At 68.3% G+C, this 23816-nt stretch carries 21 protein-coding genes; 10 read left to right on the top strand and 11 right to left on the bottom strand.

Annotation, left to right across the window (positions count from 1 at the left end; translation table 11 throughout):
* Positions 1 to 5 precede the first annotated feature (5 nt).
* Positions 6 to 1199, top strand: coding sequence for a formate-dependent phosphoribosylglycinamide formyltransferase (gene purT, locus BrevBR_RS04055; protein ID WP_340000016.1), 1194 nt, complete (start codon positions 6 to 8; stop codon positions 1197 to 1199).
* Here purT and BrevBR_RS04060 read toward each other — a convergent pair.
* Positions 1196 to 2485, bottom strand: a complete 1290-nt coding sequence (locus BrevBR_RS04060; protein WP_340000017.1) for a S41 family peptidase — start codon at positions 2483 to 2485, stop codon at positions 1196 to 1198. The two genes, purT and BrevBR_RS04060, sit on opposite strands and share 4 nt — an antisense overlap.
* Positions 2486 to 2541: 56 nt before the next feature.
* Positions 2542 to 3264: an EF-hand domain-containing protein gene (locus BrevBR_RS04065; protein WP_340000018.1), complete on the bottom strand. Its 723-nt coding sequence runs from the start codon at positions 3262 to 3264 to the stop codon at positions 2542 to 2544.
* Positions 3265 to 3392: 128 nt separating this feature from the next.
* Here BrevBR_RS04065 and BrevBR_RS04070 point away from each other — a divergent pair, with 128 nt between their 5' ends.
* The 6 genes from BrevBR_RS04070 (at position 3393) to fba (ending at position 10549) form a co-directional block, all read left to right on the top strand.
* On the top strand, positions 3393 to 4124 hold the full coding sequence (locus BrevBR_RS04070) for a response regulator (protein ID WP_332638768.1): 732 nt from the start codon (positions 3393 to 3395) through the stop codon (positions 4122 to 4124).
* On the top strand, positions 4121 to 5704 hold the full coding sequence (locus BrevBR_RS04075) for an ATP-binding protein (protein WP_340000019.1): 1584 nt from the start codon (positions 4121 to 4123) through the stop codon (positions 5702 to 5704). Before BrevBR_RS04070 ends, BrevBR_RS04075 begins: the two co-directional genes overlap by 4 nt.
* Entirely contained in the window at positions 5704 to 7029 is a 1326-nt protein-coding gene (locus BrevBR_RS04080; RefSeq protein WP_340000020.1) for a S41 family peptidase, read from the top strand. The genes BrevBR_RS04075 and BrevBR_RS04080 overlap by 1 nt, the downstream gene beginning before the upstream one ends.
* 106 nt (positions 7030 to 7135) lie before the next feature.
* Positions 7136 to 8149, top strand: coding sequence for a type I glyceraldehyde-3-phosphate dehydrogenase (gap, locus tag BrevBR_RS04085; protein WP_332638765.1), 1014 nt, complete (start codon positions 7136 to 7138; stop codon positions 8147 to 8149).
* Between the two features lie 4 nt (positions 8150 to 8153).
* Complete coding sequence (locus BrevBR_RS04090; RefSeq protein WP_332638764.1) at positions 8154 to 9353, top strand: phosphoglycerate kinase; 1200 nt, start codon at positions 8154 to 8156, stop codon at positions 9351 to 9353.
* Between the two features lie 110 nt (positions 9354 to 9463).
* Complete coding sequence (fba, locus tag BrevBR_RS04095; RefSeq protein ID WP_332638762.1) at positions 9464 to 10549, top strand: class II fructose-bisphosphate aldolase; 1086 nt, start codon at positions 9464 to 9466, stop codon at positions 10547 to 10549.
* A gap of 21 nt (positions 10550 to 10570) precedes the next feature.
* Here fba and BrevBR_RS04100 read toward each other — a convergent pair whose 3' ends face one another.
* A complete protein-coding gene (locus BrevBR_RS04100; RefSeq protein ID WP_332638761.1) occupies positions 10571 to 11209 on the bottom strand; it encodes a DUF2799 domain-containing protein in 639 nt (212 codons plus the stop codon).
* Positions 11210 to 11341: 132 nt separating this feature from the next.
* On the opposite strand from BrevBR_RS04100, the gene BrevBR_RS04105 reads away from it, so the two are divergent.
* Together BrevBR_RS04105 and rpoH are read left to right on the top strand one after the other, a co-directional pair.
* The gene (locus BrevBR_RS04105) at positions 11342 to 12370 is read left to right on the top strand and encodes an RluA family pseudouridine synthase (RefSeq protein ID WP_445214739.1); all 1029 of its coding nucleotides are present in this window, start codon (positions 11342 to 11344) and stop codon (positions 12368 to 12370) included.
* 158 nt (positions 12371 to 12528) lie between these two features.
* Positions 12529 to 13467, top strand: a complete 939-nt coding sequence (gene rpoH, locus BrevBR_RS04110) for an RNA polymerase sigma factor RpoH (RefSeq protein WP_332638760.1) — start codon at positions 12529 to 12531, stop codon at positions 13465 to 13467.
* A gap of 3 nt (positions 13468 to 13470) precedes the next feature.
* Here rpoH and BrevBR_RS04115 read toward each other — a convergent pair whose 3' ends face one another.
* On the bottom strand, positions 13471 to 13890 hold the full coding sequence (locus BrevBR_RS04115; protein ID WP_340000022.1) for a winged helix-turn-helix transcriptional regulator: 420 nt from the start codon (positions 13888 to 13890) through the stop codon (positions 13471 to 13473).
* Positions 13891 to 13973: 83 nt separating this feature from the next.
* On the opposite strand from BrevBR_RS04115, the gene BrevBR_RS04120 reads away from it, so the two are divergent.
* Complete coding sequence (locus BrevBR_RS04120) at positions 13974 to 15008, top strand: aldo/keto reductase (protein ID WP_340000024.1); 1035 nt, start codon at positions 13974 to 13976, stop codon at positions 15006 to 15008.
* Between the two features lie 15 nt (positions 15009 to 15023).
* Here BrevBR_RS04120 and BrevBR_RS04125 read toward each other — a convergent pair whose 3' ends face one another.
* From BrevBR_RS04125 to BrevBR_RS04155, 7 genes are all read right to left on the bottom strand, one after another.
* Positions 15024 to 15827, bottom strand: coding sequence for a response regulator (locus tag BrevBR_RS04125; RefSeq protein ID WP_340000025.1), 804 nt, complete (start codon positions 15825 to 15827; stop codon positions 15024 to 15026).
* 65 nt (positions 15828 to 15892) lie between these two features.
* Positions 15893 to 17188 carry an adenylosuccinate synthase gene (locus BrevBR_RS04130; protein WP_340000026.1) on the bottom strand — a complete coding sequence of 432 codons (1296 nt, stop codon included), beginning with the start codon at positions 17186 to 17188 and terminating at the stop codon, positions 15893 to 15895.
* An 82-nt stretch (positions 17189 to 17270) separates the two neighbouring features.
* Entirely contained in the window at positions 17271 to 18422 is a 1152-nt protein-coding gene (locus BrevBR_RS04135) for a phosphoserine transaminase (RefSeq protein WP_340000027.1), read from the bottom strand.
* Complete coding sequence (locus tag BrevBR_RS04140; protein ID WP_340000028.1) at positions 18422 to 19357, bottom strand: DnaJ C-terminal domain-containing protein; 936 nt, start codon at positions 19355 to 19357, stop codon at positions 18422 to 18424. Before BrevBR_RS04140 ends, BrevBR_RS04135 begins: the two co-directional genes overlap by 1 nt.
* A 123-nt stretch (positions 19358 to 19480) precedes the next feature.
* The gene (locus BrevBR_RS04145) at positions 19481 to 20197 is read right to left on the bottom strand and encodes a GTA baseplate fiber-binding domain-containing protein (RefSeq protein WP_445214740.1); all 717 of its coding nucleotides are present in this window, start codon (positions 20195 to 20197) and stop codon (positions 19481 to 19483) included.
* Positions 20160 to 21137, bottom strand: coding sequence for a phage portal protein (locus tag BrevBR_RS04150; protein WP_340000030.1), 978 nt, complete (start codon positions 21135 to 21137; stop codon positions 20160 to 20162). The genes BrevBR_RS04145 and BrevBR_RS04150 overlap by 38 nt, the downstream gene beginning before the upstream one ends.
* 236 nt (positions 21138 to 21373) lie before the next feature.
* On the bottom strand, positions 21374 to 23803 hold the full coding sequence (locus BrevBR_RS04155; RefSeq protein ID WP_332638733.1) for a PAS domain-containing protein: 2430 nt from the start codon (positions 23801 to 23803) through the stop codon (positions 21374 to 21376).
* Positions 23804 to 23816: the final 13 nt, after the last annotated feature.

Genomic DNA, 23816 nt, shown 5'->3' on the forward strand with positions numbered 1-23816 from the left:
GAACCATGCGCCTTGGAACACCACTGTCGGACAGCGCCGTCCGCGTGATGCTTCTGGGCGCCGGAGAGCTCGGCAAGGAGGTCGCGATCGAGCTGCAGCGGCTGGGGGTCGAGGTCATCGCCGTCGACCGCTATCCCAACGCTCCCGCCATGCAGGTGGCGCACCGCAGCCACGTCATACCGATGACGGACCCGCATATCCTCGCCGGGGTCATCGCGGCGGAGGCGCCCCACATCATCGTGCCCGAGATCGAGGCCATCGCCACTGACGTCCTCGCCGAGATAGAGGCGGCGGGCCATGCCGTGGTCATCCCGACGGCCCGCGCCACACAGCTGACCATGAATCGCGAAGGCATCCGGCGACTGGCGGGGGAAGACCTGGGCCTGCCGACCTCGCCCTATGCCTTCGCCTCGTCGGCCAAAGAACTGGCGGAGGCCGCGGAGCGGATCGGCCTGCCGGTGTTCGTCAAGCCGGTGATGTCATCGTCGGGCAAGGGGCAGTCCTTCGTGGAATCCGCCGATCAGGTGGCCGGCGCCTGGGCCTATGCCCAGTCTGGCGGGCGGGTCGAGACGGCGACGGTCATCGTCGAGGGCCGCATCGACTTCGATTTCGAGATCACCCTGCTGACCGTGCGGTCGATGCGGGACGGGGCGGTGCGGACGGACTTCTGCGCGCCCATCGGCCACCGTCAGGTCAAGGGCGACTATGTCGAGAGCTGGCAGCCGCAGGCGATGACGTCCGCCGCCCTGATGGCCGCGCAGGATATCGCCGGCAAGGTCACGGACTCGCTGGGCGGCCTCGGCGTGTTCGGGGTCGAGCTGTTCGTGAAGGGCGACCAGGTCTGGTTTTCAGAGGTGTCGCCCCGCCCGCACGACACCGGCCTGGTGACGATGGCGACCCAGACCATGAGCGAGTTCGCCCTGCATGCTCGCGCCATCCTGGGCCTGCCGGTCGATGTCAGCCAGCGCGATATCGGCGCCAGCGCGGTGATCTATGGCGGTGTGGATGCCGTGGGCATCGCCTTCGAGGGCGTGGCCGAGGCCTTGGCCGTTCCGACCGCCGACCTGCGCCTGTTCGGCAAGCCCGAGAGCTATGAGCGCCGGCGCATGGGGGTGGCGACGGCGCGGGGGGCGACTACGGACGAAGCCCGCGAACGGGCGCGGCTGGCGGCGTCGAGGGTCAGGCCAGTCGCGGTCTAGAGCGGCGCGGCGACCATGGCCCACGCCTGTTCCGCGCGCGGCGCCGCCAGGGCGGCGACCGCCGTCTCAAGCGCGGCGTCCCGGCTGGCGCCGCCATCCCCGGCGGTCGCAACCGCCAGATCGGGCGTCACGCCATGCTTCTCAAGCCGCACGCCGCCCGAGGTGACGAAGTCGGCGCGGCTGAGCGTCAGCCGGCCGCCGTCCGGCAGCCGCGTTTCCTGCGAAATAAGTACGGCCCCCGCCGTCGGCGCCCCGACCACGACAGCGCGACGCGCCTCCTGAAGGGCGGCGGGCGTCAGTTCGGCGGCGCTGCGGCTCTGGTCGTCGACCAGAACGGCTACATCGTTGGCGACGGGCGCGGTCAACGGCCCGCATCCGCCGCCGGTCTTCAGCTCGATCCGCCGGCCGCTTCGCGAGGTGCGGGTCGCCCAGGCCCGGTTCACCGGCAGGAAGCAACTCAGCACCGCGTCCGCCTCCATCAGCCGGCCGCCGGGATTGCCGCGAAGATCCAGGACGACGTCGATGTCCGGAGTCAGGCCGGCCAGTTGCTCCCCCATCCAGCGGCCCAGACCCTGTTCGAAGCCCTCGACCCGCAGGACAAGGACATCGGGCCGGCTGCGGTCCGCAACGAAGGCCGGCCGGGGCTCCATCACGCGGGGGTTCAGGATGGTCGTCCGCGCGGCGCCCTCGGCGTCGATCATCGACAGGACAAGGGGCCGGCCCTCGACCACGTCCTGATCCGGCGTCCAGCCCGATGCGCCGTCGGCGATCAGCCGCCAGCCCACGCCTACCCCCGCCTCGGCCGCGGGCGAACCCTCGCGGACCTGTTCCACCACATAGCTGTCCTGATCGTCCCGGTCGGCGCGCAGGGACAGGCCGACGGCGGCGCGGGGCTCGCGCAGCTGGTCCTGTCGGCGCGCCACCGCGGGCGGCGCGGCGCCGGCGTGGTCGTCGTCCAGCAGGTTCAGCATCTCGCGCAGCGAACGGTACAAGGTGCGGTCGTCCGGAGCGGCCAGCGCCACAGGCCGCCACGTCTGACGCGCGGCGTTCCAGTCCACGCCGTGCAGATCCGGGTCGTAGTATTCGCGGCGAACCTCGTTCCAGACATGGTCGAAAACCCGCTGGTTCATCCGAACACGTTCGCGGCCGGGCGCGGCCGGGGCCGCCTCCGTCGCCGGAGGGGCCGCCGATGCGGCGGGATCGCCCGCAAACGACGGAGCCGCGACAAGCGCAAGGCTCATCGCGGCTGACACGGCCAGTCGTTCAAACAGGCGACGGAACTTCATGACGCCACTTAAAGAGCGCCTTCGATGACTTTCAAATCACGAAGTTGCTGAACGGATCAGTCTTCACGGTCCTGTCGGGTTTCGATCCGGTGGCTGAAGACCTGGACGTCGTGACCCTGACCGCGTTCGCCTTCCTCGAGGAAGCCGGAACGGTCGGCGTCCATGCGGGTGAAAGCTTCGCGCAGGGGACCAGTGAACTCGGCCTCGCTGATGCGGCCGTCGTTGTCGGCGTCCATCTTGTGTTCGCCGTCCGGGCCGCCGAGCCGGCGAACCATGACGTTGCGCTCGCCCCCGGCGCCGCGCGGCAGGTGGATGATGCGGGGGCCTCCTTCGTCGCCGGGGCCGCGAATGACGATCTCGTGCTCGCCGTGGGCGCCGCCTTCGCCACGGCCCGCGAAGACCATGGTGCGGACGTCATGCTCGGCATGCTCGCCCGGAGCGCCGGAACGGCTCAGTTCGAAGTGGCGGACGCCGGGCCCGCCCTCGCCGCCCGGACCGCGCATGAAGACGTGCGCGCCGGGGCCGTGACCCGCGGACAGTTCCTCGGTCGACAAGCGCCCGTCGCCGTCCTTGTCCATGCGGGCGAAATGGTCATTCATCGGCGCAGCGAACTCCTCGCGCGTGATCTGGCCGTCACCGTCCTTGTCCAGACCGCCGGGGCCGTCCCCCACCACCAGGAAACGGGCATGGACCTCTGGCGGAGCCGGGGGCGCCGGCGGGGCGGGAGGCGCGGGGGGATCCTGCATCAGGAGGGCGGACAGGGCGATCAGGGTCAGCATGGGGGTTGTTTCCCGTTATGGAGCGACGCTGTTCCACCATGCCGCCCTTTCGTCTGTGTTTCAGGCGGCCCTGGAAATGTTTCAACGCTGAAATGACGGCGAGCGTCCGCTTCGCCACAATGGCGGGCATGCAAACCGACCCCGCCCCCCGTATTCTCGTCGTCGACGACGATCCCGGCATCCGCGAGGTGCTGTGCGACTATCTGGGCCAGCACGGTTATGACGCGACGGGCGCCGCCTCGGCCGCCGAGATGGACCGGGCCATCGCGCGCCAGGCGCCCGACCTGATCGTGCTGGACCTGATGATGCCGGGCGAGGACGGGCTGTCGGTCTGCCGGCGGCTGTCGAGCAAGGGCGGGCCGCCGATCGTGATGCTGTCGGCCATGGGCGAGGACACCGACCGGATCGTCGGGCTGGAACTGGGGGCCGACGACTATCTGGCCAAACCGTGCAATCCGCGCGAACTGCTGGCCCGGGTCCGGGCCGTACTGCGCCGTCCGCGCGACGAAAGCGCCGCCGAGGGCCCGGCCCTGACCTTCGCCGGCTGGCGGCTGGACCTGTTGCGCCGCGAGCTGACGCGGCCGGACGGACGGGCGGTCTCCCTTTCGGCGGGAGAGTTCGCCCTGCTGCGTGCCTTCGCCGAGCGGCCCGGCCGGGTGCTGACCCGCGACCAATTGCTGGAACGGGCGCGAGGCGCGGACGCCGACGTGTTTGACCGGGCCATGGACGTGCAGATCAGCCGGCTGCGGAAAAAGCTCGACGACGGCTCGGGCCTGGAGATGATTCAGACGCTGCGCGGCGAGGGCTACATGTTCGACGTCCGCGTGGAACGTCAGGCCGGCGCGCGGGGCGCTGCGTGAGGCGTCCGTCGTCCTTTCCGGTTCTGGTCCAGGTGGCCGCGCTTGCGGCGCTGGCCGTCGTCATGTCCCAAGCCGTGGCCTTCGGCGTCGTGGTGCTGGCGCCCGAGCCGCGGCCCGCCGGATTCAGCATCGAGGCGGCAGCCAATGCGCTGAAAGGCGAACCGGCCCGGACATCGGACGGGCGGACGCTGCGTCGACGCCTGACCGACCGCCCCACCGCCCTGGGTCCGGACGACCGGACTGATCCCATGGCCATGGCCATCACTGCGGCTCTGGCCCAGCGGCTGGGCGTCGAGCCGGAGACCGTACGAGTCCGGGTCGATCACGACCGGCCAAGGAAGCGGCGGGCCGGGCCGCCGGACGCCGCGGCGAGGGATCAACTCAACTTCGTCTTCGTGGAAAGCCAGCGCCGGACCCCCAGGCCGCCGGTCCCGCCCGCTCCCCCGCCGCCGGCCGCGGCCCCCGCGCCGCCGCCTCCCCCGGCGCCCGGGGCCATCGCCCTCTTGCAGCAGGGCGGCGAGATCCGGGCCCGGCTGAACCTGCGCCATGTCGCGCCGCACGGGCCGGGTGGAGCCTTCATAATCGACCGCGAGACGCGCCAGTTCACGGTTCTGGCCGACAGGCTGACCTTCGCCCCCTTCGCCGCCTCGGTGCTTCAGCCGGATGGACGCTGGGCCACAGTCGAGCCGCCGCGCGGGCTGTTGTCGCCATGGCAGCAGCGGGTGTTGCTGGCCCTCGCCATATCCATGCTGCTGCTGGCGCCGCTGGTCTGGTTCATGGCGCGCCGGCTGACCCGCCCGATCCGGGTCTTCGCCGACGCCGCCGAACGGCTGGGCGCCGACCCCGACGCCGATCCGCTGAAACCGTCCGGGCCCAGCGAGGTGCGCACCGCGATCCAGGCCTTCAACGACATGCAGGCGTCGCTGCGCGACCACATGCGCCGGCGCACCCAGACGGTGGCCGCCATCGCCCATGATCTGCGCACGCCCCTGACCCGGCTGCGCTTCAGGGCCGAACAGGCGCCGGAAGCGGTGCGCGACCGCATGGCCGCCGACATCGAGGAGATGGACGCCCTGATCGCCCAGGCCATGGCCTATGTGCGCGGCGAGACGACCCCGGAGCGGCGGGAATGGTTCGATCTGTCCGGTCTGGCCGAGGACTGCGCGGCCGGCTTCTCCGAAACCGGCGCGGCGGTGACCTTCGCCAACGGCGACGCGCTTCCGGTCGAGGCCGATCCCGCCGCCCTGCGCCGCGCCCTGGCCAATCTGATCGCCAACGCCGTCAAGTTCGGCGACGCGGCGCGGGTCAAGGCGTCGGCGGAGGACGGCCGCGCCGTGATCGTCGTCGAGGACGACGGCCCCGGCCTGGCCGAGAGCGAGCTGGAGACGGTATTCGAACCCTTCCACCGCGCCGAACGCTCACGCAGCCGCGAGACGGGCGGAGCCGGCCTGGGTCTGACGGTCGCCCGGCAGGCGGCGCGGGCGTTCGGCGGCGACGTGACCCTGACCAACCGGCCCGGCGGCGGCCTGGCCGCCCGCCTGACCCTGCCCCTTGTCCACCGATCGACGGAGACGCCCTGATGCGAGCCCTGCTTTTCGCCACCGCCCTCATGGCGGCCTTCCCGGCCTTCGCTCAAACGCCGACGCAGACGCCGCGCGAGACGGCCAACGCCGTCGCCGGGCGCATTCGCGACCTGTATTTCGATCCCGCCGCCGGTGATCGCATCGCCGACGGGCTGGAGGCCGAAAGCGCGGCCGGCGCCTTCGACGCCCTGACCGATCCGCGCGATCTCGCGGCGACATTGAGCCGGCGGCTGCGACCGCTGGACGCCCACTTCAACGTCGCCTTCGACCCCAACGCGCCGGCCGGACCAGGCGCGGGGCCCCAACGGGTCGTGCGGGCTCCCGGTTCGCCACCCCCGTCCGTAGCCGCGGGGGAACCGGTGCGCAGGGCGCGTCCGGCCAATCCGATGGAGGCGCGGGGCCACTACGGCTTCCGCAAGGTAGAGATCCTGCCCGGCAACGTCGGCTACATCGATCTGCGCCAGTTCTCGAACATCGACTTCGAGAACCCGGCCGATCCGGCCCGGCGCGCAGCCGATGCGGCCCTCAGCTTCGTCGCCGACGCCGATGCGGTGATTTTCGACCTGCGCGACAATGGCGGCGGCGCGCCTTCGATGGTCGGCTATCTGACCAGCGCCTTCACTCCGGCGAATGCCCCGATCTACAACATCTTCCACAGCCGCGAGGGTACAGAAAGCGAGGCCCCGACCGTCTTCTATCCGACGCCCCGGCTGGAAGTTCCGGTCTATGTCCTGATCAGCGGCAGAACCGGTTCGGCGGGCGAGGCCTTCCCCTACACCCTGCAGGGCGCCCGGCGCGCGACCATCGTCGGCGAGGCCTCGGGCGGTGCGGCCAATCCGGGCGGCATGGTCCCGGTGGGCGGCGGCTTCGCGGTGTTCATCTCGCAGGGGTCGCCGAAAAATCCGAACACAGGCGGAAACTGGGAGGGGACGGGGGTCCTGCCGGATGTCGCCGTGCCGTGGGATCAGGCACTCGCGCGCGCCCATACGCTGGCGCTGGAAGCGATCCTGGCCGGCGACAGCGGCCGCACCGACGCCGCCTGGGCCCTGCAGGCGATGAACTCGACCACGGCGGCAGGCGATCTGGCCCCCTATGCCGGCGCCTATGGCGAACAGGTCGTGTCGGTGGCCGGAGACCGGCTGAATGTCGTCCGCGGCCGCCGTCCTCCGGTGCTTCTGGCGCGGCTGGATGGCGATCTGTTCACCGTGGTTGGAGATCCGGGCCGGCGCGTGCGTTTCTCGCGGGACCAGGCGGGGCGGGTCGTGACGATGGATCAGGTCGGTCTCGGCGGTCCGGGACCGCGCGCGCGCCGCTCGGACTGAGCCAGCGTTACAGTTGATCACGCCTTGTTACGGGCGCGGGGTTGATCCTCGCGCCCGCCGGTCCCATTGAAGCGCCGACAATCAGCCCTTCTTCGGAGACCGCCCCATGACCGTCCGCGTCGCCATCAATGGTTTCGGCCGCATCGGCCGCCTCGTCCTGCGCTCGATCGTCGAGCATGGCCGTCGAGACATCGAGGTGGTGGCGATCAACGATCTGGGCCCCGTGGCCACCAACGCCCACCTGCTGAAATACGATTCGGTTCACGGCCGCTTCCCTGGCACGGTCGAGTGCGGCGAGGACTGGATCGACGTCGGCCTGGGCAAGATCAAGGTCACGGCCGAGCGCGATCCGTCGAAGCTTCCGCACAAGGAACTGAACGTCGACATCGCCTTCGAATGCACGGGCCTGTTCACGACGAAGGAAAAGGCCTCGGCTCACCTGACCGCCGGCGCGAAACGCGTGCTGGTTTCGGCTCCGTGCGACGGCGCCGACAAGACCATCGTCTACAAGGTCAACCATGAGACCCTGACCGCCGACGACATCGTCGTCTCCAACGGCTCGTGCACGACCAACGCCCTGGCCCCCGTCGCCAAGGTGCTGCATGACCTGTTCGGCATCGAGCGCGGCTATATGACCACGATCCACAGCTACACGGGCGACCAGCCCACGCTGGATACGATGCACAAGGATCTGTACCGGGGCCGCGCCGCCGCCCTCTCGATGATCCCGACCTCGACCGGCGCCGCGAAGGCCTTGGGTCTGGTGCTGCCGGAACTGAAGGGCAAGCTGGACGGATCGTCGATCCGCGTCCCGACCCCGAACGTCTCGGTCGTCGACCTGAAGGTCGTCGCCGGCCGCGAAGTCACCGTGGAAGAGATCAACGCCGCCATCCAGGCCGCCGCCGACGGCCCGATGAAAGGCGTTCTGGCCACGACCACCGATCCACTGGTGTCGACCGACCTGAACCACATCGCCGCCTCGTCCACCGCCGCCCTGCCCCAGACCCAGGTCGTCGACGGCAAGCTGGCCCGCGTCCTGACCTGGTATGACAACGAGTGGGGCTTCGCGACGCGGATGTCCGACACGGCGCTGGTGATGAGCAAGCTGATCCAGGCCTGAGGTCATGACCTTCCGCACCCTCGACGACGCAGACTCCCTCGCCGGCAAGACCGCGTTGGTTCGCGTGGACTTCAACGTGCCGATGGAGGGCGGTCGGGTTACCGACGACACCCGGCTGCGCGTCGCCCTGCCGACGATCAACAGGCTGCGCGACGCCGGAGCGAAGGTCGCGCTGCTGGCCCATTTCGACCGGCCCAAGGGCCAGCGCGTGCCGTCGATGAGCCTGAAGCCGGTGGTCGATGATCTGGCCCAGCTGCTCGGGGCGCCGGTCCGCTTCGCCGAGGATTGCGTGGGGGAGGAAGCCAGGGCCGTTCTTGCCGATCTGGAGGCCGGCGGCGTGGTCCTGCTGGAGAACGTCCGGTTCCACGCAGGCGAGGAGAAGAACGACCCGGCCTTCGCGAAACAGCTGGCCGAACTCGGCGACCTCTATGTCAACGACGCCTTTTCCGCCGCCCACCGCGCTCACGCCTCGACCGAGGGGCTGGCCCGCCTGCTGCCCGCCTACGCCGGCGAATCGATGCGGCGCGAGCTCGACGCGCTCGACGCCGCCCTGGGCAAGCCGCAGAAGCCGGTGATCGGCATCGTGGGTGGAGCCAAGGTTTCGACCAAGCTGGACCTGCTGAAGAACCTGGTCGGCAAGCTGGATCGGCTCGCCATCGGCGGCGGCATGGCCAACACCTTCCTGTTCGCCCAAGGGATCGATATCGGCGGCTCGCTGGCCGAGCGCGACATGGCCGACACAGCCCGCGAGATCATGGCGGAGGCCATGGCCAAGGGCTGCGAGATTCTGCTGCCCGTGGACTTCGTCGTAGCGACAGAGGTCAGGCCCGGCGCGACGTCCCGCGCCGTCGTCGCCGGCCAGCCGCTGTCCGACGACGACAAGATTCTCGACGCCGGTCCAGCCAGCGTCGCCCGCCTGGTCGACGCCCTGACCGCGTCGAAGACGCTGATCTGGAACGGTCCGCTGGGGGTGTTCGAGGTCCCGCCGTTCGACACCGCCACCGTCGCGGTGGCCCACCATGCGGCCGCCCTGGCCAAGGCTGGCGTGCTGGTCGCGGTCGGCGGCGGCGGCGACACGGTCGCCGCCTTGCATCACGCGGGCGTGGCTGACGACATGACCTTCGTCTCCACCGCGGGCGGCGCCTTCCTGGAGTGGATGGAGGGCAAACCCCTGCCCGGCGTCGAGGCGCTCCGAACCCGGTGACCGCGACGCAACGCCCGCTCGCCTCGCGTGACTCTGATTGTAACAATGCGTGACTTGGCCGCCTCGCGGCGGTAGACCACGGCAAAACTTACGGGCTCAGGAGACACCCCATGGCGCGCATTACGCTGCGACAGCTTCTCGATCACGCGGCCGAGGAAGGCTACGGCCTGCCCGCCTACAACATCAACAATATGGAGCAGGGCCTGGCGATCATGGAGGCGGCGGAAGCCGTCAACGCGCCGGTCATCATCCAGGCCAGCCGCGGCGCGCGCAGCTACGCCAACGATATTGTCCTCGCCAAGCTGATCGACGCCCTGGCCGAGCTGTATCCGCACATTCCGGTCTGCATGCACCAGGACCACGGCAATGGCCCGGCGACCTGCGCCACCGCCATCCAGTACGGCTTCACCTCGGTGATGATGGACGGCTCGCTGGAAGAAGACGCCAAGACCCCGGCGTCCTACGAGTACAACGTCGACGTCACCCGCCGCGTGGTCCAGATGGCCCATTCGTGCGGCGTCTCGGTCGAGGGGGAGCTGGGCGTGCTGGGCTCGCTGGAGACCGGCATGGGCGAGGCCGAGGACGGCCACGGCTTCGAGGGCAAGCTGGACCACTCCGCCCTGCTGACCGATCCGGACCAGGCAGTGGACTTCGTGCGCGAGACACAGGTCGACGCCTTGGCCATCGCCATGGGAACCAGCCACGGCGCCTATAAATTCAGCCGCAAACCGGACGGCGAAGTGCTGGCCATGAATGTGATCGAGGAAATCCACCGCCGCCTGCCCGACACCCATCTGGTCATGCACGGCTCATCGAGCGTGCCGCAGGACCTGCAGGACATCATCAATCAGTATGGCGGCCAGATGCCCCAGACCTGGGGCGTGCCGGTCGAGGAAATCCAGCGCGGCATTAAACACGGCGTGCGCAAGATCAACATCGACACCGACAACCGCATGGCCATGACCGGCGCGATCCGGAAAATCCTGGCCGAAAAGCCGGGGGAGTTCGACCCGCGCGCCTATCTGAAGCCTGCCAAGGAGGCGATGCGCAAACTCTGTCAGGAGCGTTTCGTCCAGTTCGGCTGCGAGGGTCAGGCCTCGAAGATCAGGCCGCTGTCGACCGCCCAGATGGCCCAGCGCTACGCCAGGGGCGAACTGAATCCCCACTTCGGCGCGACGGCTTCGAAAGCCGCCTGACCGCCGAGGCGGCGGCCGGTCTTACCAGTCGCCGTATTGACTGCGGAACCGCCAGCGCACGTCCCGGACGTCGCGTTCGGCATCGTCGACCGCATCCTGGGCCCGTCGCCATTCCCGCTCGGTGTCCGCGCGCTCGCGGCGCAGCTCCTGAATCCGGTTGCGAACAGCCTCGCGCTGCTGGTCAGTCAGCCCCTCTGCGCGCGCCTCGGCCTGTTTGGCGACGATCTTCTCGTCGAGCTCTTCCAGCCGGTTCCCGTGGGAGTCGACGAGGCTGCGGGCGCTGACCAGCGCCTGATCCACCTGGTGGACGATCTGACCATCGCGGTAGGCCGGAACAAAATCCGCTTCCAGATACGATGGACACACTCCTGCGTATGTGGATCCTGCCCGCCCTTCCCGGAATCCGCGGTCCGGCGTGCAGTACTGGAGAAGGCCCTGTTCCCGCCCCGCGCCGTAGGCGGCGGCGTCGGGCGTGACGCCATGTTTGGCGCAGGCCTCGGCGTGGTCGTTCAGCCGGCTCATGGTCAGGCCCGCCACGCCGTCGGCATAGCCCTGACCGGACCAGTCGCCGGCCTGGCACTGTTCGGCGCTCATCGTCGCGCAGCTGCCCAGCAAAATGACCGCGCCGCCCGCCGCGGCTGCAAGAATCCAGGATCGCATGGCTTTGCCCCTCCATTAAGCCAAGCTTAACCATGACGCAGCGCGACCCTTTCGCCAAGCCGTATAGCTTGCGTGTCCATTCGTCCGCCGTGCTAGATCAGCCACCGCCCGATCGAGCGGCGGAGCCGCGCCTTGTCCGACGAACCGCTACTGTCCGAAGATCTCATCGTTGACGAGGATGGCGCCGCCATCCTTGAGGCGCGTCTCGATAAGGGCGGCGTGCGGCTCGACAAGGCCCTGACGGACATCTTCCCGACCCTGTCGCGCGCGCGGCTGCAGGCCCTGCTCGCCGAGGGCGTGGTCACCCGGGACGGCGAACCGGTCTCGGTGGCCTCGGGCAAGGCCCTGCCCGGCCTGTACGCCGTCGCCCTGCCCGCCGTAGTGTCCGCAATTCCGCAGCCGGAGGCGATCCCCCTGACGGTGCTCTTCGAGGACGCTCACCTGATCGTCATCGACAAGGCTGCGGGGATGGCGGTCCATCCGGCCCCGGGCAGCGAAACCGGCACCCTGGTCAACGCCCTGCTGCACCACTGCGCGACGTCCCTGTCCGGCATCGGCGGGGTTGCGCGTCCGGGGATTGTCCACCGGCTGGACAAGCATACATCCGGGGTGATGGTCGCCGCCAAGTCCGATGCGGCCCACGCCGGGCTTTCAGCCCTGTTCGCCGCCCATGACATCGAACGCACCTATATCGCCCTGACCCGCGGCACGCTCCGTCCCGAGCGCGGACGCATCGTCTCCAACCTCGGCCGCTCGACCGGCGACCGGAAGAAGATGGCGGTGCTGAGCAGCGGGGGCCGCGAGGCGATCACGGACTATGTGGTCGAGCAGGTGTTCGGCGCGTCTCCGCAGAAGGGGTCCAGAGCCGCCACTCCCCCATTGGCCGCCCGCGTCGCCTGCACCCTGCACACCGGCCGCACTCACCAGATTCGGGTGCAGATGGCTTCAAAGGGCGCGCCCCTGCTCGGCGATCCCGTCTATGGCACGTGCAGCCCCGCCAACCCGGTGCGCGAGGCGATCGCCGCGGCCGGACTGACCCGTCAGGCGCTGCATGCCGCCATCCTGGGCTTCGTCCATCCGATCACCGGCGGGGCCCTCAGGTTCGAGACGCAGCCGCCCGAGGATATGCGGAAGCTGGAAGAAATCCTCGCCGCCCTCTAGTCAGTCTTGATTAAGGACTGACTACCCGCTATATACTCCCTCGTTCGGTGCCGTGGCGCCGGGGCAACGGTCGCGCTTTCCTGTGACCATCCGCCACTGACAAAGGCGGAAACCCGACCCTATGTCATCGGTTGAGGGGTGAGGCGCCGGCGCACATCATGTGGCCGCTTCCGAAGGACCCGCTCGTTTACCCCGGTCGGAGGGACCAAATGGCTGTTGCTAGATCACTTGCGGTTATGTCGCCTGAACAGGGACTGTCGCGATACCTGACTGAAATCCGCAAGTTCCCGATGCTGGCCAAGGACGAGGAGTTCATGCTCGCCAAGCGCTGGACCGAGCACCAGGACCCTGAAGCCGCGCACCGGCTTGTGACCTCTCACCTTCGTCTCGTGGCCAAGATCGCCATGGGGTATCGCGGCTACGGCCTGCCGATCGGCGAAGTGATTTCCGAGGGCAACGTCGGCCTGATGCAGGCTGTCAAGAAATTCGATCCCGACAAGGGCTTCCGTCTGGCGACCTACGCCATGTGGTGGATCCGCGCCTCGATCCAGGAATACATCCTGCGCAGCTGGTCGCTCGTCAAAATGGGCACCACGGCCGCGCAGAAGAAGCTGTTCTTCAACCTGCGCAAGGCCAAGAGCCAGATCTCGGCCTTCGAGGAAGGCGACCTGCGTCCGGAACATCTCGCGGCCATCGCCACCAAGCTGGGCGTGTCCGAGGAAGAGGTCACCAACATGAACCGCCGCCTCGGCGGGGACTCCTCGCTGAACGCCCCGATCCGCTCGGACGGCGAAAGCGAGTGGCAGGACTGGCTGGCCGACGACACGGCGGTTTCGCAGGAAACAGCCCTGGCCGAGAGCGAGGAAAAGTCCATCCGCATGAGCCTGCTTGAAGAGGCGATGCAGGAGCTGACCGAGCGGGAGAAACACATCCTGACCGAGCGCCGTCTGAAGGACGACCCGGTCACGCTGGAGGAACTGGCGGGCCAGTACGGCGTGTCGCGCGAGCGCGTCCGCCAGATCGAGGTCCGCGCGTTCGAAAAGCTGCAGAAGGCCATGCGCGCCGCTGCCGAAGAACGGAATCTGGTCGACGCCTGATCCTCAGACCCCGCCGTCCTCATCGAGGACGGCGGGACTGTCTTGCGCAGTCCGCCGACGCTCGTGGACTTTGTCCAGAAACGCCTCGTTGCGCTGGGCCCATTCACAGAGAGATGCGACGGGGCCGTGCAGGGTCTGCCCGTCGGGCGTGAGCCGGTACTCGGTCTTCGGCGGGACGACGGCGTAGACGGTCCGTTCGACCAGTCCGCCCGCTTCCAGGGCGCGCAGGACCTGGATCAGCATCTTCTTGGAGATGTCGGGGATCGCCCGCTGAATCTCGCCGAACCGCATGACCGAACCGGACAGGCAGAACAGAACCACCGGCGTCCACTTGTCTCCCATCAGCTCCAGAAGTCGGCGCGCGGGATAGCGCGGCCCGAAACCCTCCTCGGCGGGTGAATGGGTGCTTGGGGAATCTTTCATGGTCACCATCAGGTAACTACTTGCCCCCTGGAAACCGGAAACGCCATCTCAGGCCGGCCGCGATTCCGCGGCTGGAGTGAACGATGGAAAACAGATTGCTTGGCGCTTCGGGCCTGCGCGTGCCGGTCCTCAGCTTCGGAGCCGGGACGTTCGGGGGACAGGGTCCGCTGTTCAGCGCCTGGGGGGACAGCGACGCCGCCGAGGCCCGCCGTCTGATCGACATCTGTCTGGAAGCCGGCGTCGCCCTGTTCGACACCGCGGACGTCTATTCCAATGGAGCATCCGAGCAGGTTCTGGGCGAGGCGGTGAAAGGGCGGCGCGACAGGGTCCTGCTGTCGACGAAGACCGGCCTGCCGATGGGCGACGGCCCCAACGACGCCGGCACCTCCCGCCTGCGCCTGATCAAGGCGGTCGAGGACGCCTTACGGCGGCTGGGCACGGACTATATCGACCTGCTGCAACTGCACGCGTTCGACGCCTTCACCCCGGCGGAGGAGGTCCTGTCGGCGCTGGACGACCTGGTTCGCAGCGGCAAGGTCCGATACGCGGGCGTTTCGAATTTCGCCGGATGGCAGCTGATGAAGTCGCTGGCCGTGGCGGACCGCCATGGCTATCCGCGCTACGTCGCCCATCAGGTTTATTATTCGCTTGTCGGCCGGGACTACGAGCACGACCTGATGCCCCTGGCCCTTGATCAGGGCGTCGGCGCCCTGGTCTGGAGCCCGCTGGGCTGGGGCCGGTTGACGGGCAAGGTCCGGCGCGGCCGTCCCTTGCCCTCACATAGCCGGCTTCACCAGACCGCTGACTTCGGGCCGCCGGTCGACGAGGCCTTGCTGTTCGACGTGGTGGATGTTCTCGACCAGATCGCTGAAGAGACGGGGCGTTCGATCCCGCAGATCGCGATCAACTGGTTGCTGGCCCGGCCGTCGGTGACCAGCGTCATCATGGGCGCCAGAAACGAGGCCCAGCTTCGCGACAATCTGGGCGCCGTCGGCTGGACCTTGGCGCAGGAGCAGATCGCCCGCTTGAACGCGGTCAGCGCCGCGACAGCCCCTTATCCGCATTTTCCCTATCGGCGTCAGGAAGGCTTCGCCCGGCTCAACCCTCCGCCGGTCTGATCAGGCCGTGCGGCTCTAGCCTGCCCGCTTGACCTCGACCGGAACCATGGCCAGCAGCGTCCCGATCGGAGCGGCCAGCGTCTCTTTCGTCGCCGGGCCCGAGGCCAGGCTGACCTCCAGCGCGCCAACGGCGACCACAAGCCGGGAATCCGACGCCTTCATCGCCAGCGCCTTCAACTGGGACGCCTGCTCCCGGATGGCGCGCACGGCTTGGGCTGGATCGCTGTCGAACTGGTCCAGGGCCGATGCCAGAATCCGCATGGCCTGATCCCTGGCCGCGGCATCAGCGGCCGCGCCGCTGGCGGGCTTGTCGGCCTTGCGCTTGCCGGGGCCGGAGAACTCGCCGGAATTGAACCGCCGCCGGTCCGGTCCGACATAGCCGACCGCCTCGACCCAATCCCGGGGCTTGAGGGCGACATTCTCGACGCGCTTCAACAGATCGCCGCTGGTGAAGGGTTTGCGCAGAAATTCATGCACGCCCGCGTCGCGAGCGCCCAGAATAGTGCTGGCCGTCGCCTCGGCGGTCACCATGATGATCGGGACGCGACGGCATCCCAGATGCGACCGTCTCACGTTACGCGCCAGCGCCTCGCCATCCAGCTTTTCGCCGGTCCGTTCCGTGAAGATGATGCCGGGTTCCAGCTCGGCTGCCGTGCGCAGCGCGCGGGCGGTGTTCGGCTCCACCACGATCTCGCCTGCGCCCAGTCCCTTGATGATATCGGTCAGCATGCGGGCGGAATGGGGGTTCGGATCGACGATCAGAACCCGCCGCAGCATCGGGGCCAGCTTCGCCAGAACGCGACGATCGACAGCAAACAAGACGCACTCCTCCAGACCGGGATCATTATCCTTAACGGGAGGCGGTTAAGGCCGGTTGAACGCCCTCAGCCCCGGAAGGGGTCCTGCATCATGATGGTGTCGTCGCGTTCCGGGCTCGTCGACAACAGGGCGACGGGCGCGCCGATCAGTTCCTCGATGCGCCGGACGTATTTGATCGCATTCGCGTTCAGGTCGCGGAAGCTGCGGGCCCCGGCAGTGCTTTCGCTCCAACCTTCCAACTCCTCGAACACGGGTTCCGCCGCGGCTTGGGCCCTCAGGCTGGACGGCAGATAGTCGAGCACCGCGCCGTCAATGCGATAACCGGTGCAGATCTTAAGCGTCTCGAGCCCGTCCAGCACGTCCAGCTTGGTCAGGGCGATGCCGTCGATGCCGTTGATCGCCACCGACTGGCGCACCAGCACCGCGTCGAACCAGCCGCATCGACGGGCCCGGCCGGTGTTGACCCCGACCTCGCGGCCGACAGTCGCCAGATGCCGGCCAACCTCATCGTTCAGTTCGCAGGCGAACGGGCCTTCACCCACACGGGTCGTGTAGGCCTTCACGATACCCAGGACATAGCCCACCCCGCGCGGCCCGATGCCAGATCCCGCCGCCGCCTGTCCGGCCACGGTGTTGGAGCTGGTCACATAGGGATAAGTGCCGTGGTCGACGTCCAGGAAGGCGCCCTGCGCGCCCTCGAACAGCACCCGCTTGCCGTCCCGCCGCGCGTTGTCGAGCACCCGCCAGGCCGGTTGCACATAGGGAAGGATCCGGGGCGCGATCTCCAGCAGCTGACCGAGCAGCGTCTCCGGATCGATCGGTGCGAGGCCCAATCCGGCCCGCAGAGGATCGTGGTGAGCCCGCAAGCGGTCGATCTTGACCTTCAGGTCCTCGACGCTGGCCAGATCGCAGACCCGGATCGCCCGGCGTCCGACCTTGTCTTCATAGGCGGGACCAATGCCTCGCCCGGTCGTGCCGATCCGGGCGCCCGGCGCACTGGCCGCCGCCTCGCGCGCCACATCCAGCGCCGGGTGGATGGGCAGGATAAGGCAGGCGTTGTCTGCGACGATCAGCACATCGGGGCTTATGCGGACGCCCTGCGCCTCGATCTTCTCAATCTCGCCGACAAGATGCCAGGGATCGACGACCACGCCGTTACCGATGATCGAGGGCTTGCCCTGCACCACGCCTGACGGCAGCAGCGCCAGCTTGTAGACCTTGCCGTCGACGACCAGCGTATGACCGGCGTTGTGCCCCCCCTGGAACCTGACGACCATGTCGGCCCGGTTCGACAGCCAGTCGACGATCTTGCCCTTGCCCTCGTCGCCCCACTGGGCGCCGACCACCGCGACGTTCGCCAAGACTGTTCTCCGCTGTCCGGGATTTCGGAATGCGGGCGCAGCCTATAGCGGGGGAATCGGCGGGTGTCCCGTCGTCGGACGATTATTCCGACAACGCGGTCTCGAACGCCCAGTCGAGCCAGGGCGTCAGCGCCTCGATGTCCGCGACATCGACCGTGCATCCGCACCAGATTCGCAGCCCGGCCGGCGCATTGCGGTGGCTCTCGATATCGAAGGCCGCGCCTTCGTCCTCGACCAGCGCCTTCATGCGAGTGACCAGCGCGCGACGGGCGTCGTCGTCCATCGCAGTCACCCGCGCATCCACGATCTTCAGACAGACCGACGTCGTCGACCGCGTGGCCGGATCCTCGGCCAGATACTCGACCCAGTCCGTGCGCCGCACCCAGGCGTCCAACGCCGCCGCATTGGCATTCGTCCGCGCGATCAGGGCATCCTGGCCGCCTTGGGCCAGGCCCCATTCGACCGCGTCGATCCAGTCCTCGATCGTCCAGACCGAGAAGGTGTTCAGCATCGATCCGGTGGCCAGCGTCCGGTCGAACCCGTCCGCGTCCCGCAACCGCAGCACCTTGGGCACGCTGCGCGGCGGTGCATAGCGGTCCAGCCGTTCGACCGCCCGCGGCGACAACGCCGCTACGCCCAGGCCAGCCTCACCGCCCAGCGCCTTCTGGAAGCTGAACGTCACGACATCCAGCTTGTCCCAAGGCAGGGGCATGGCGAACGCCGCCGAGGTCGCGTCGCAGATCACTACGCCCTCCCGATCGCCAGCGATGAAGTCTCCGTTCGGCGCGCAGACGCCCGAGGTGGTGCCGTTCCACGGGAACACCAGGTCCTTTGTCGGATCCACCTTTGAGGTGTCGGGCCATCCGCCCCATGGCGCGGTCAGCACCTCGGGTTCCAGCCTCAGGTGATCGACCGCGTCGGTCGCCCAAACCTTGCCGAAATTTTCGAACGCCAGCACCTGAACCGGCCGTTCTCCCAGCATCGACCACATGGCGGCCTCGACCGCCGCCGTGTCGGATCCGGGCACATAGACCAGCATCCAATCGGCCGGAACCTGCAGCAACTCGCGCGTCAGCCTCAGGCCGTGTGCGAACCGCTCCACGACCTCGGGCGCCCGGATGCCGCGGCCCAGCAGCTCATGCGGGATCGCTTGGGACGACCATCCCGGCCGCTTCGCCGTCGGCCCCGACGAGAACCATGGCCGCGCCGGTTTCACATTCGGCCGGTTGGCCATCAATCGCGCCATGGTTTGTAGGGACCGGCGTCCCGAATGGTCTGGGCGACCTTTGTCAGGGCCGCATTCTCTTCTTCGGGCAGCATGACCATCAGCTTCGCCAGCAGGTCGCCCCGCTTGCCGTCAGCGAAAGCGCCCCGCCCTTTCAGCCGCAAGACCTTGCCGGAGTTCGACCCCTTGGGAATGGTCATCGAGACCGTCCCCTCCGGAGTCCGCACCGGCACCTTGCCGCCAAGGACCGCATCGGACAGCGTCACCTGCAGATCCATCGTCAGGTCCGCACCGTCCCGGGTGAATATCGGATGTCGCGCAATCTTGAGGGCGATCAAGGCGTCGCCTGCCTCGCTGCGGCCCGAGGCGCCGGGCGCGCCCTGGCCCCGCAGCCGGATCGTCTGGCCGTCGGCCGCCCCCTTGGGGATGGTCACATCCAGCGTTCGCCCGTCCGAGAACTGGATCCGCCGGGTCGCGCCCGAAATGGAATCCTCCAGGCTGATCTCCAGCGTCGCCTTGACGTCCGCCCCGCGTCCCAGCCCCGCGTTGGCGAAGCCGCCGCTCCGTGCGCCTCCAGGTCGGGCTCCGCCTCCGAACATCCCCCCGAACAGCTCGTCCAGATCGATGTTCTCGAAGCCCTGCTGTCGCGCCCCGCCCTGACCGAAGGGGTTGCCGCCGGCGCTGCGTGCCTGTCCCCCGCCGAAACCGCGGAACTGTTCGCGACCGTCGGCATCGATCTCGCCACGGTCGAATTTGGCGCGTTTTTCCTTGTCGCCCAGCAGATCAAAGGCGGCCGTGATCCGCTTGAACCGTTCGTCGGCGACGGTGTTGCCAGGATTTTTGTCGGGATGCAGTTCCTTGGCGAGCTTGCGAAACGCCTTCTTGATCTCGTCCGCGCTCGCGCCCCTCGAAACGCCCAGTTCCTTGTAGGGATCGCCCGCCACCTAGAAATCGCTCCTGCGTCGGGATCAAACAGCGCAAAGCGCGTCAGCCCACTGAATGCCGAAAGGATCAGTTAGGCCATCGTGGGGATTCCGCAAAGGCGCGCCGCCGAAAACTCTGCGCTGTTAACGCAGCGGCGCCACCGCCTCCACGCCCCACCCATATCCCTCGCCCCATTGCGCCACCGCGATCGCTGCATCGAGGTCCGGCCCGCCGGGAAAATCCGCCGCCGTGTTCAACGCGGAATACAGCGCCCCAACGCCCTCGACCTCGAACGTCCTCAGCGCCATCGCCCCCGCCAGAATTCGGATCCGGAACCGCAGCGGATCGGCGAACGCCGGCTCGCCGTCCCAGCGGTCCCCGTCGATCCGCGACCGGGCCATCCACGTCACATTGAACCCGCCATCAGCCCGCGCCGTCGCCCGCACATGCGAAGGCGACCAGGGCCGGCCGTGCACGCCGCTGACGGTATGGGCGACCTCGCTCACCAAAGGCCCGCCCGCCGGTCCGGCCCTTGGCCCTGCACGCCAGATCAATGGCAGCCCCCGCTCGGTCGCGGGCGAGTCCACCCGCGCCGGTTCGGCATCCAACAGAACCACGGTGGCCCCGACCGGCCCGCCGGCCGCCATGGCCTCCTCCGTTCCCTGCTGCCCGCGCAACAATCCGCAGAGCCGCCAGACATCTTCGCCGATCAGTTCCGCCGTCCGGAACTGCACCAGTTCCCAGCCATCTTCCGTTTGGACCGCCGCTGCGTTGGCGCCCGCGAGCACGGCGATCGGCGCCCGGCTCTCCGGCGACCGCCCCTCAACCCGAACCTTCAGTCCCCCGCCAGAAGGCGGCATTGGCCTCGCGATAGTTGGCGTAGGTGGCGTCCCCGGGAATCCCCAGCAGTTGCGGCGGAACCCCGAACGCCAGGGCGATCTCGCGCGCCGCGGCATGCTTGCCGGCGATGAAGTCCATATCGGCTGGCGTCCAGCTCATGGGCTTCCAGTCCAGCCCTCCTTCCAGGATCATCGGCCGGCCGGCGTTCATCCTCCCCGCATGACTCTCGTTGACCTGCGCCCGCAGCGCCTCGAACTGTTCGGCCGTCAGTCGCTCCCCATCCCTCGAACCGTAGACCAGCGCGCCGGACGGCCGCGCCGCATTGTCCAGCAGCGCCTTGTTCCAGTCCGCTGATGAGTTGTGCACATCGATCGCCGAGGCCGCCGCCTCCAGCGGTGAAAATCCGTAGTGGTCGTCAGTCGGATGAAACAGCTTCAGCTGCATCACCGGCATCCAGCCATCCGCCGCCCGGCCGATCCGCACCGTCCGCCCGTCGACCGAATAGTCCCAGGCCTCGGCCCAACCCGCACGGCCCGGAACAACCTTCATCCGATCAGGCCGCAACGTCCAAAGCTCCTCGGGCTCCGCCTCCCCCACCGCCTCGGCGTAGGCGTTGCCCGCCGTTTGCAGCGCGCCGTACAATCCCTCCAGCCACTCGCCCCCCGACTGCTCGGGGTTGGGCTGCGCCAGGAGTCGGGCCAGCGGATGGTCCGGCGCCCTTGCTCCGCCGGCGAAGACGATCAGGGGCGTCGACGCCGCCGCCTCCGCGATCATCCGCACGCAGCGGTACGCCACCGCATTCTTGCCGAACCCTTCGACCGCCAGATGGGCATAGTCGCGTCGCGTCCAGCGTGCGCGCCCCCCGCTCGTCAGGGCGATCAGCGGCCCGGCGCGGCTGTCCTTGATTTCGGGCGCGATTTCACGCCCGCGGCGGCCCTTTGGCCAGCGCAGTTTCTGCATTTTCACCCTTCCCGAAAGCTTTGACTGGGTGCATCCGCACGCCCGGTCCGGGAACGGACCCTCTCCGGGTCAGTCCTGATTTCCCGTCATGCCCAAAGACTACCCGACCAGCGCACCAAGGCGGGAAAACAGGATAGAGAAAAGTATAACTTTATGTTTATAAAGTATTTTTTTCCTCGAACCCGACTATAGATTCAAGAATGCGTCGGCACAGCGATCAGTGGGATCGGCCGCGTTCAGGCCGCGGCTTCGTCACCGTCCCGCTCTGTCTCGCCAGCGCCGCGTTGTGTTACGCGGTTCATCACATCCAGCAGTTCCGTCAGCTGGATCGGCTTGCCGACATGGCCGTCCATACCCGCGGCCATGCAGCGTTCGACATGTTCGGGTTGAACGTTGGCGGTCAGGGCCACGATCGGGGTCCGCCCCACCATGCCGCCCATGGCCCGGATCGCCCGTGTTGCGGCCAGCCCGTCCATCACCGGCATATGCACGTCCATCAGGATCAGGTCGTAGCCGCCCGATCGAGCGGCCTCGACCGCCTCGGCGCCGTCGCAGACCGCATCCAGGTTCACGCCCAGCCCGCCCATGATCGCGGTCACCAGTTCCCGGTTCGCCGGGGCGTCGTCGGCCATCAACACCCGCAGTCCGGCCGGAACGGCCATGTCCGCCGGAGCGGCCTGTATTCCCGCGGCCTCCGCGCAGCGCAGCGGGATCGTGAACCAGAAGGTCGAACCTTCTCCGGGCCTGCTGTCCGCGCCGATCTGCCCCCCCATCATCTCGATCAGACGATGCGAGATGGCCAGACCCAGCCCCGTCCCGCCGTAGACGCGCGTGGTCGAGGTGTCGGCCTGGGTGAAGCGGTCGAATAGCTGGGTGATCTTGTCCGGAGCGATGCCGATGCCGCTGTCGCTCACCGCAACCCTCAACCGTCCCGCGTCCTCAGCGACCGTCAGCCGGATCGTCCCGGCTGACGTGAATTTCACGGCGTTGGACAGGAAGTTCAACGTCACCTGCCGCAGCCGCCCCTCGTCACCCATCAGCGCGGCGGGCAGGTCGGCGGAGACATCGACGATGAGGGTCAGTCCCCGGGCCAGGCATTGCGACTCCACGATCGCGGCCGCGCCCTCGGCCATGGCGCGAGGATCGAACGGCTGCGGATCCAGGTCGACCGCATCCGCCTCCAGCTTGGAATAGTCCAGGATGTCGTTGATCACGCCCAGCAGCGCATCGCTCGCCGTGGCGATCCGGTTGGCCCAGGTGCGCTCGGCCGGAGGCAGGTTTGTACTGCCCTGCAGCAATCCCGAGAAGCCGATCACGCTGGTCAGCGGCGTCCGCAGCTCGTGGCTCATATTGGCCAGGAACTCCGACTTCGCCCGTGCTCCGGCCTCAGCCCGGTCGCGCGCCTCGATCAGCGCTTCTTCCAGACGCTTGGTGTCGGTGACGTCGCGCACAACATCCTGGAATTCGACGACCCGGCCGTCATCGTCGCGGATGATGGAAGTCCTCGCCTCGAACCAGCGCACCTCGCCGTCGCGCGGCAGGCCGCGATAAGTTACCCCCCGCTGCGCATACTCAGGCGGAGCCTTGACGAACTTCCGGAAGCTTTCAGTCAGGGCGGGCACGTCGTCAGGATGGATGAATGAGGTGGCCGGACGACCGATCAACGCCTCCGGCGGATAACCGGTCGCGGCCTCCAGCGACGGCGACACATAGGTGACGAGGCCATCCACGCCGTAGGTGACGATGATGTCCGTCACCCGCGAGGCCAGCAGCCGGTAGCGCCGCTCGCTTTCGGTAATCCGCACCACCGCCTGTTCCGTCTCGGTCACGTCCTGGAACACGCCGATCATCGCCTTGACCCGTCCGTCGGGGCCCCGCTCGGTCTTCGCGTGGGTCTCGACCAGCCGCTCCTCGCCGTCAGCCCGGATCAGGCGGGCGCGCGTCCGGAAGCCCTCGCCGGTCTCCACGCCGTGCATGACGGCTTCCTGGATTCTGGCCCGGTCCTCGGGGTGAAAGAAGGCGACGGCGTCGTCGAGACCTGGATCGAACGTCTCCGGCGTCACGCCGTAAATGGCGTAGACCCTGTCGGACCAGGTCGATCGAAAGGTCTTGGCATCCATGCGCCAGTGCCCGACACCCGCCATCTCCTCCGTCAGACGCAGCAGTTCCAGCTGTTCTTCCTGTTTTCGAGCGGCCTCCGCCCGGTCGAGGATTTCACCCGCCATCCGGGCCAGCAGTTTCAGGTTCTCGATTTCCGCCTCGCTCGGCCGCGGGCGCGGGCGTACGTCCATCACGCCAATGGCCCCTACGCTCTCGCCGGCGGCGTTGACGACACCGACACCGGCGAAAAACCGCAGGTGCGGTTTCCCTGTCACCATTGGATGGTTGCGGACCCGTTCGTCCTTCAGGCTGTCCTCGATCACCAGAACCGCGCCCGGCCCCAGGCTGGCCACCAGATTGGTCGCTGACTGACTGCGGGGCATCTGGCTCTGCCCCAGACCGACGTTTGCGCGGAACACGGTCCGGTCGCCGTCACAGACGCCGATCATGGCGTGAGGCATGTCGAACATGGCGCACGCCAGCGCTGTCAGCCGATCGAACGGACTTTCCAGATCCAGCCGGCTCGACGCCGCTTTTCGCGGCTTTTTCGAACTCTTCGCTCCCATGCAAGCAACTTGC

The sequence above is a fragment of the Brevundimonas sp. BR2-1 genome (assembly GCF_037626195.1).
Classification (GTDB): domain Bacteria; phylum Pseudomonadota; class Alphaproteobacteria; order Caulobacterales; family Caulobacteraceae; genus Brevundimonas.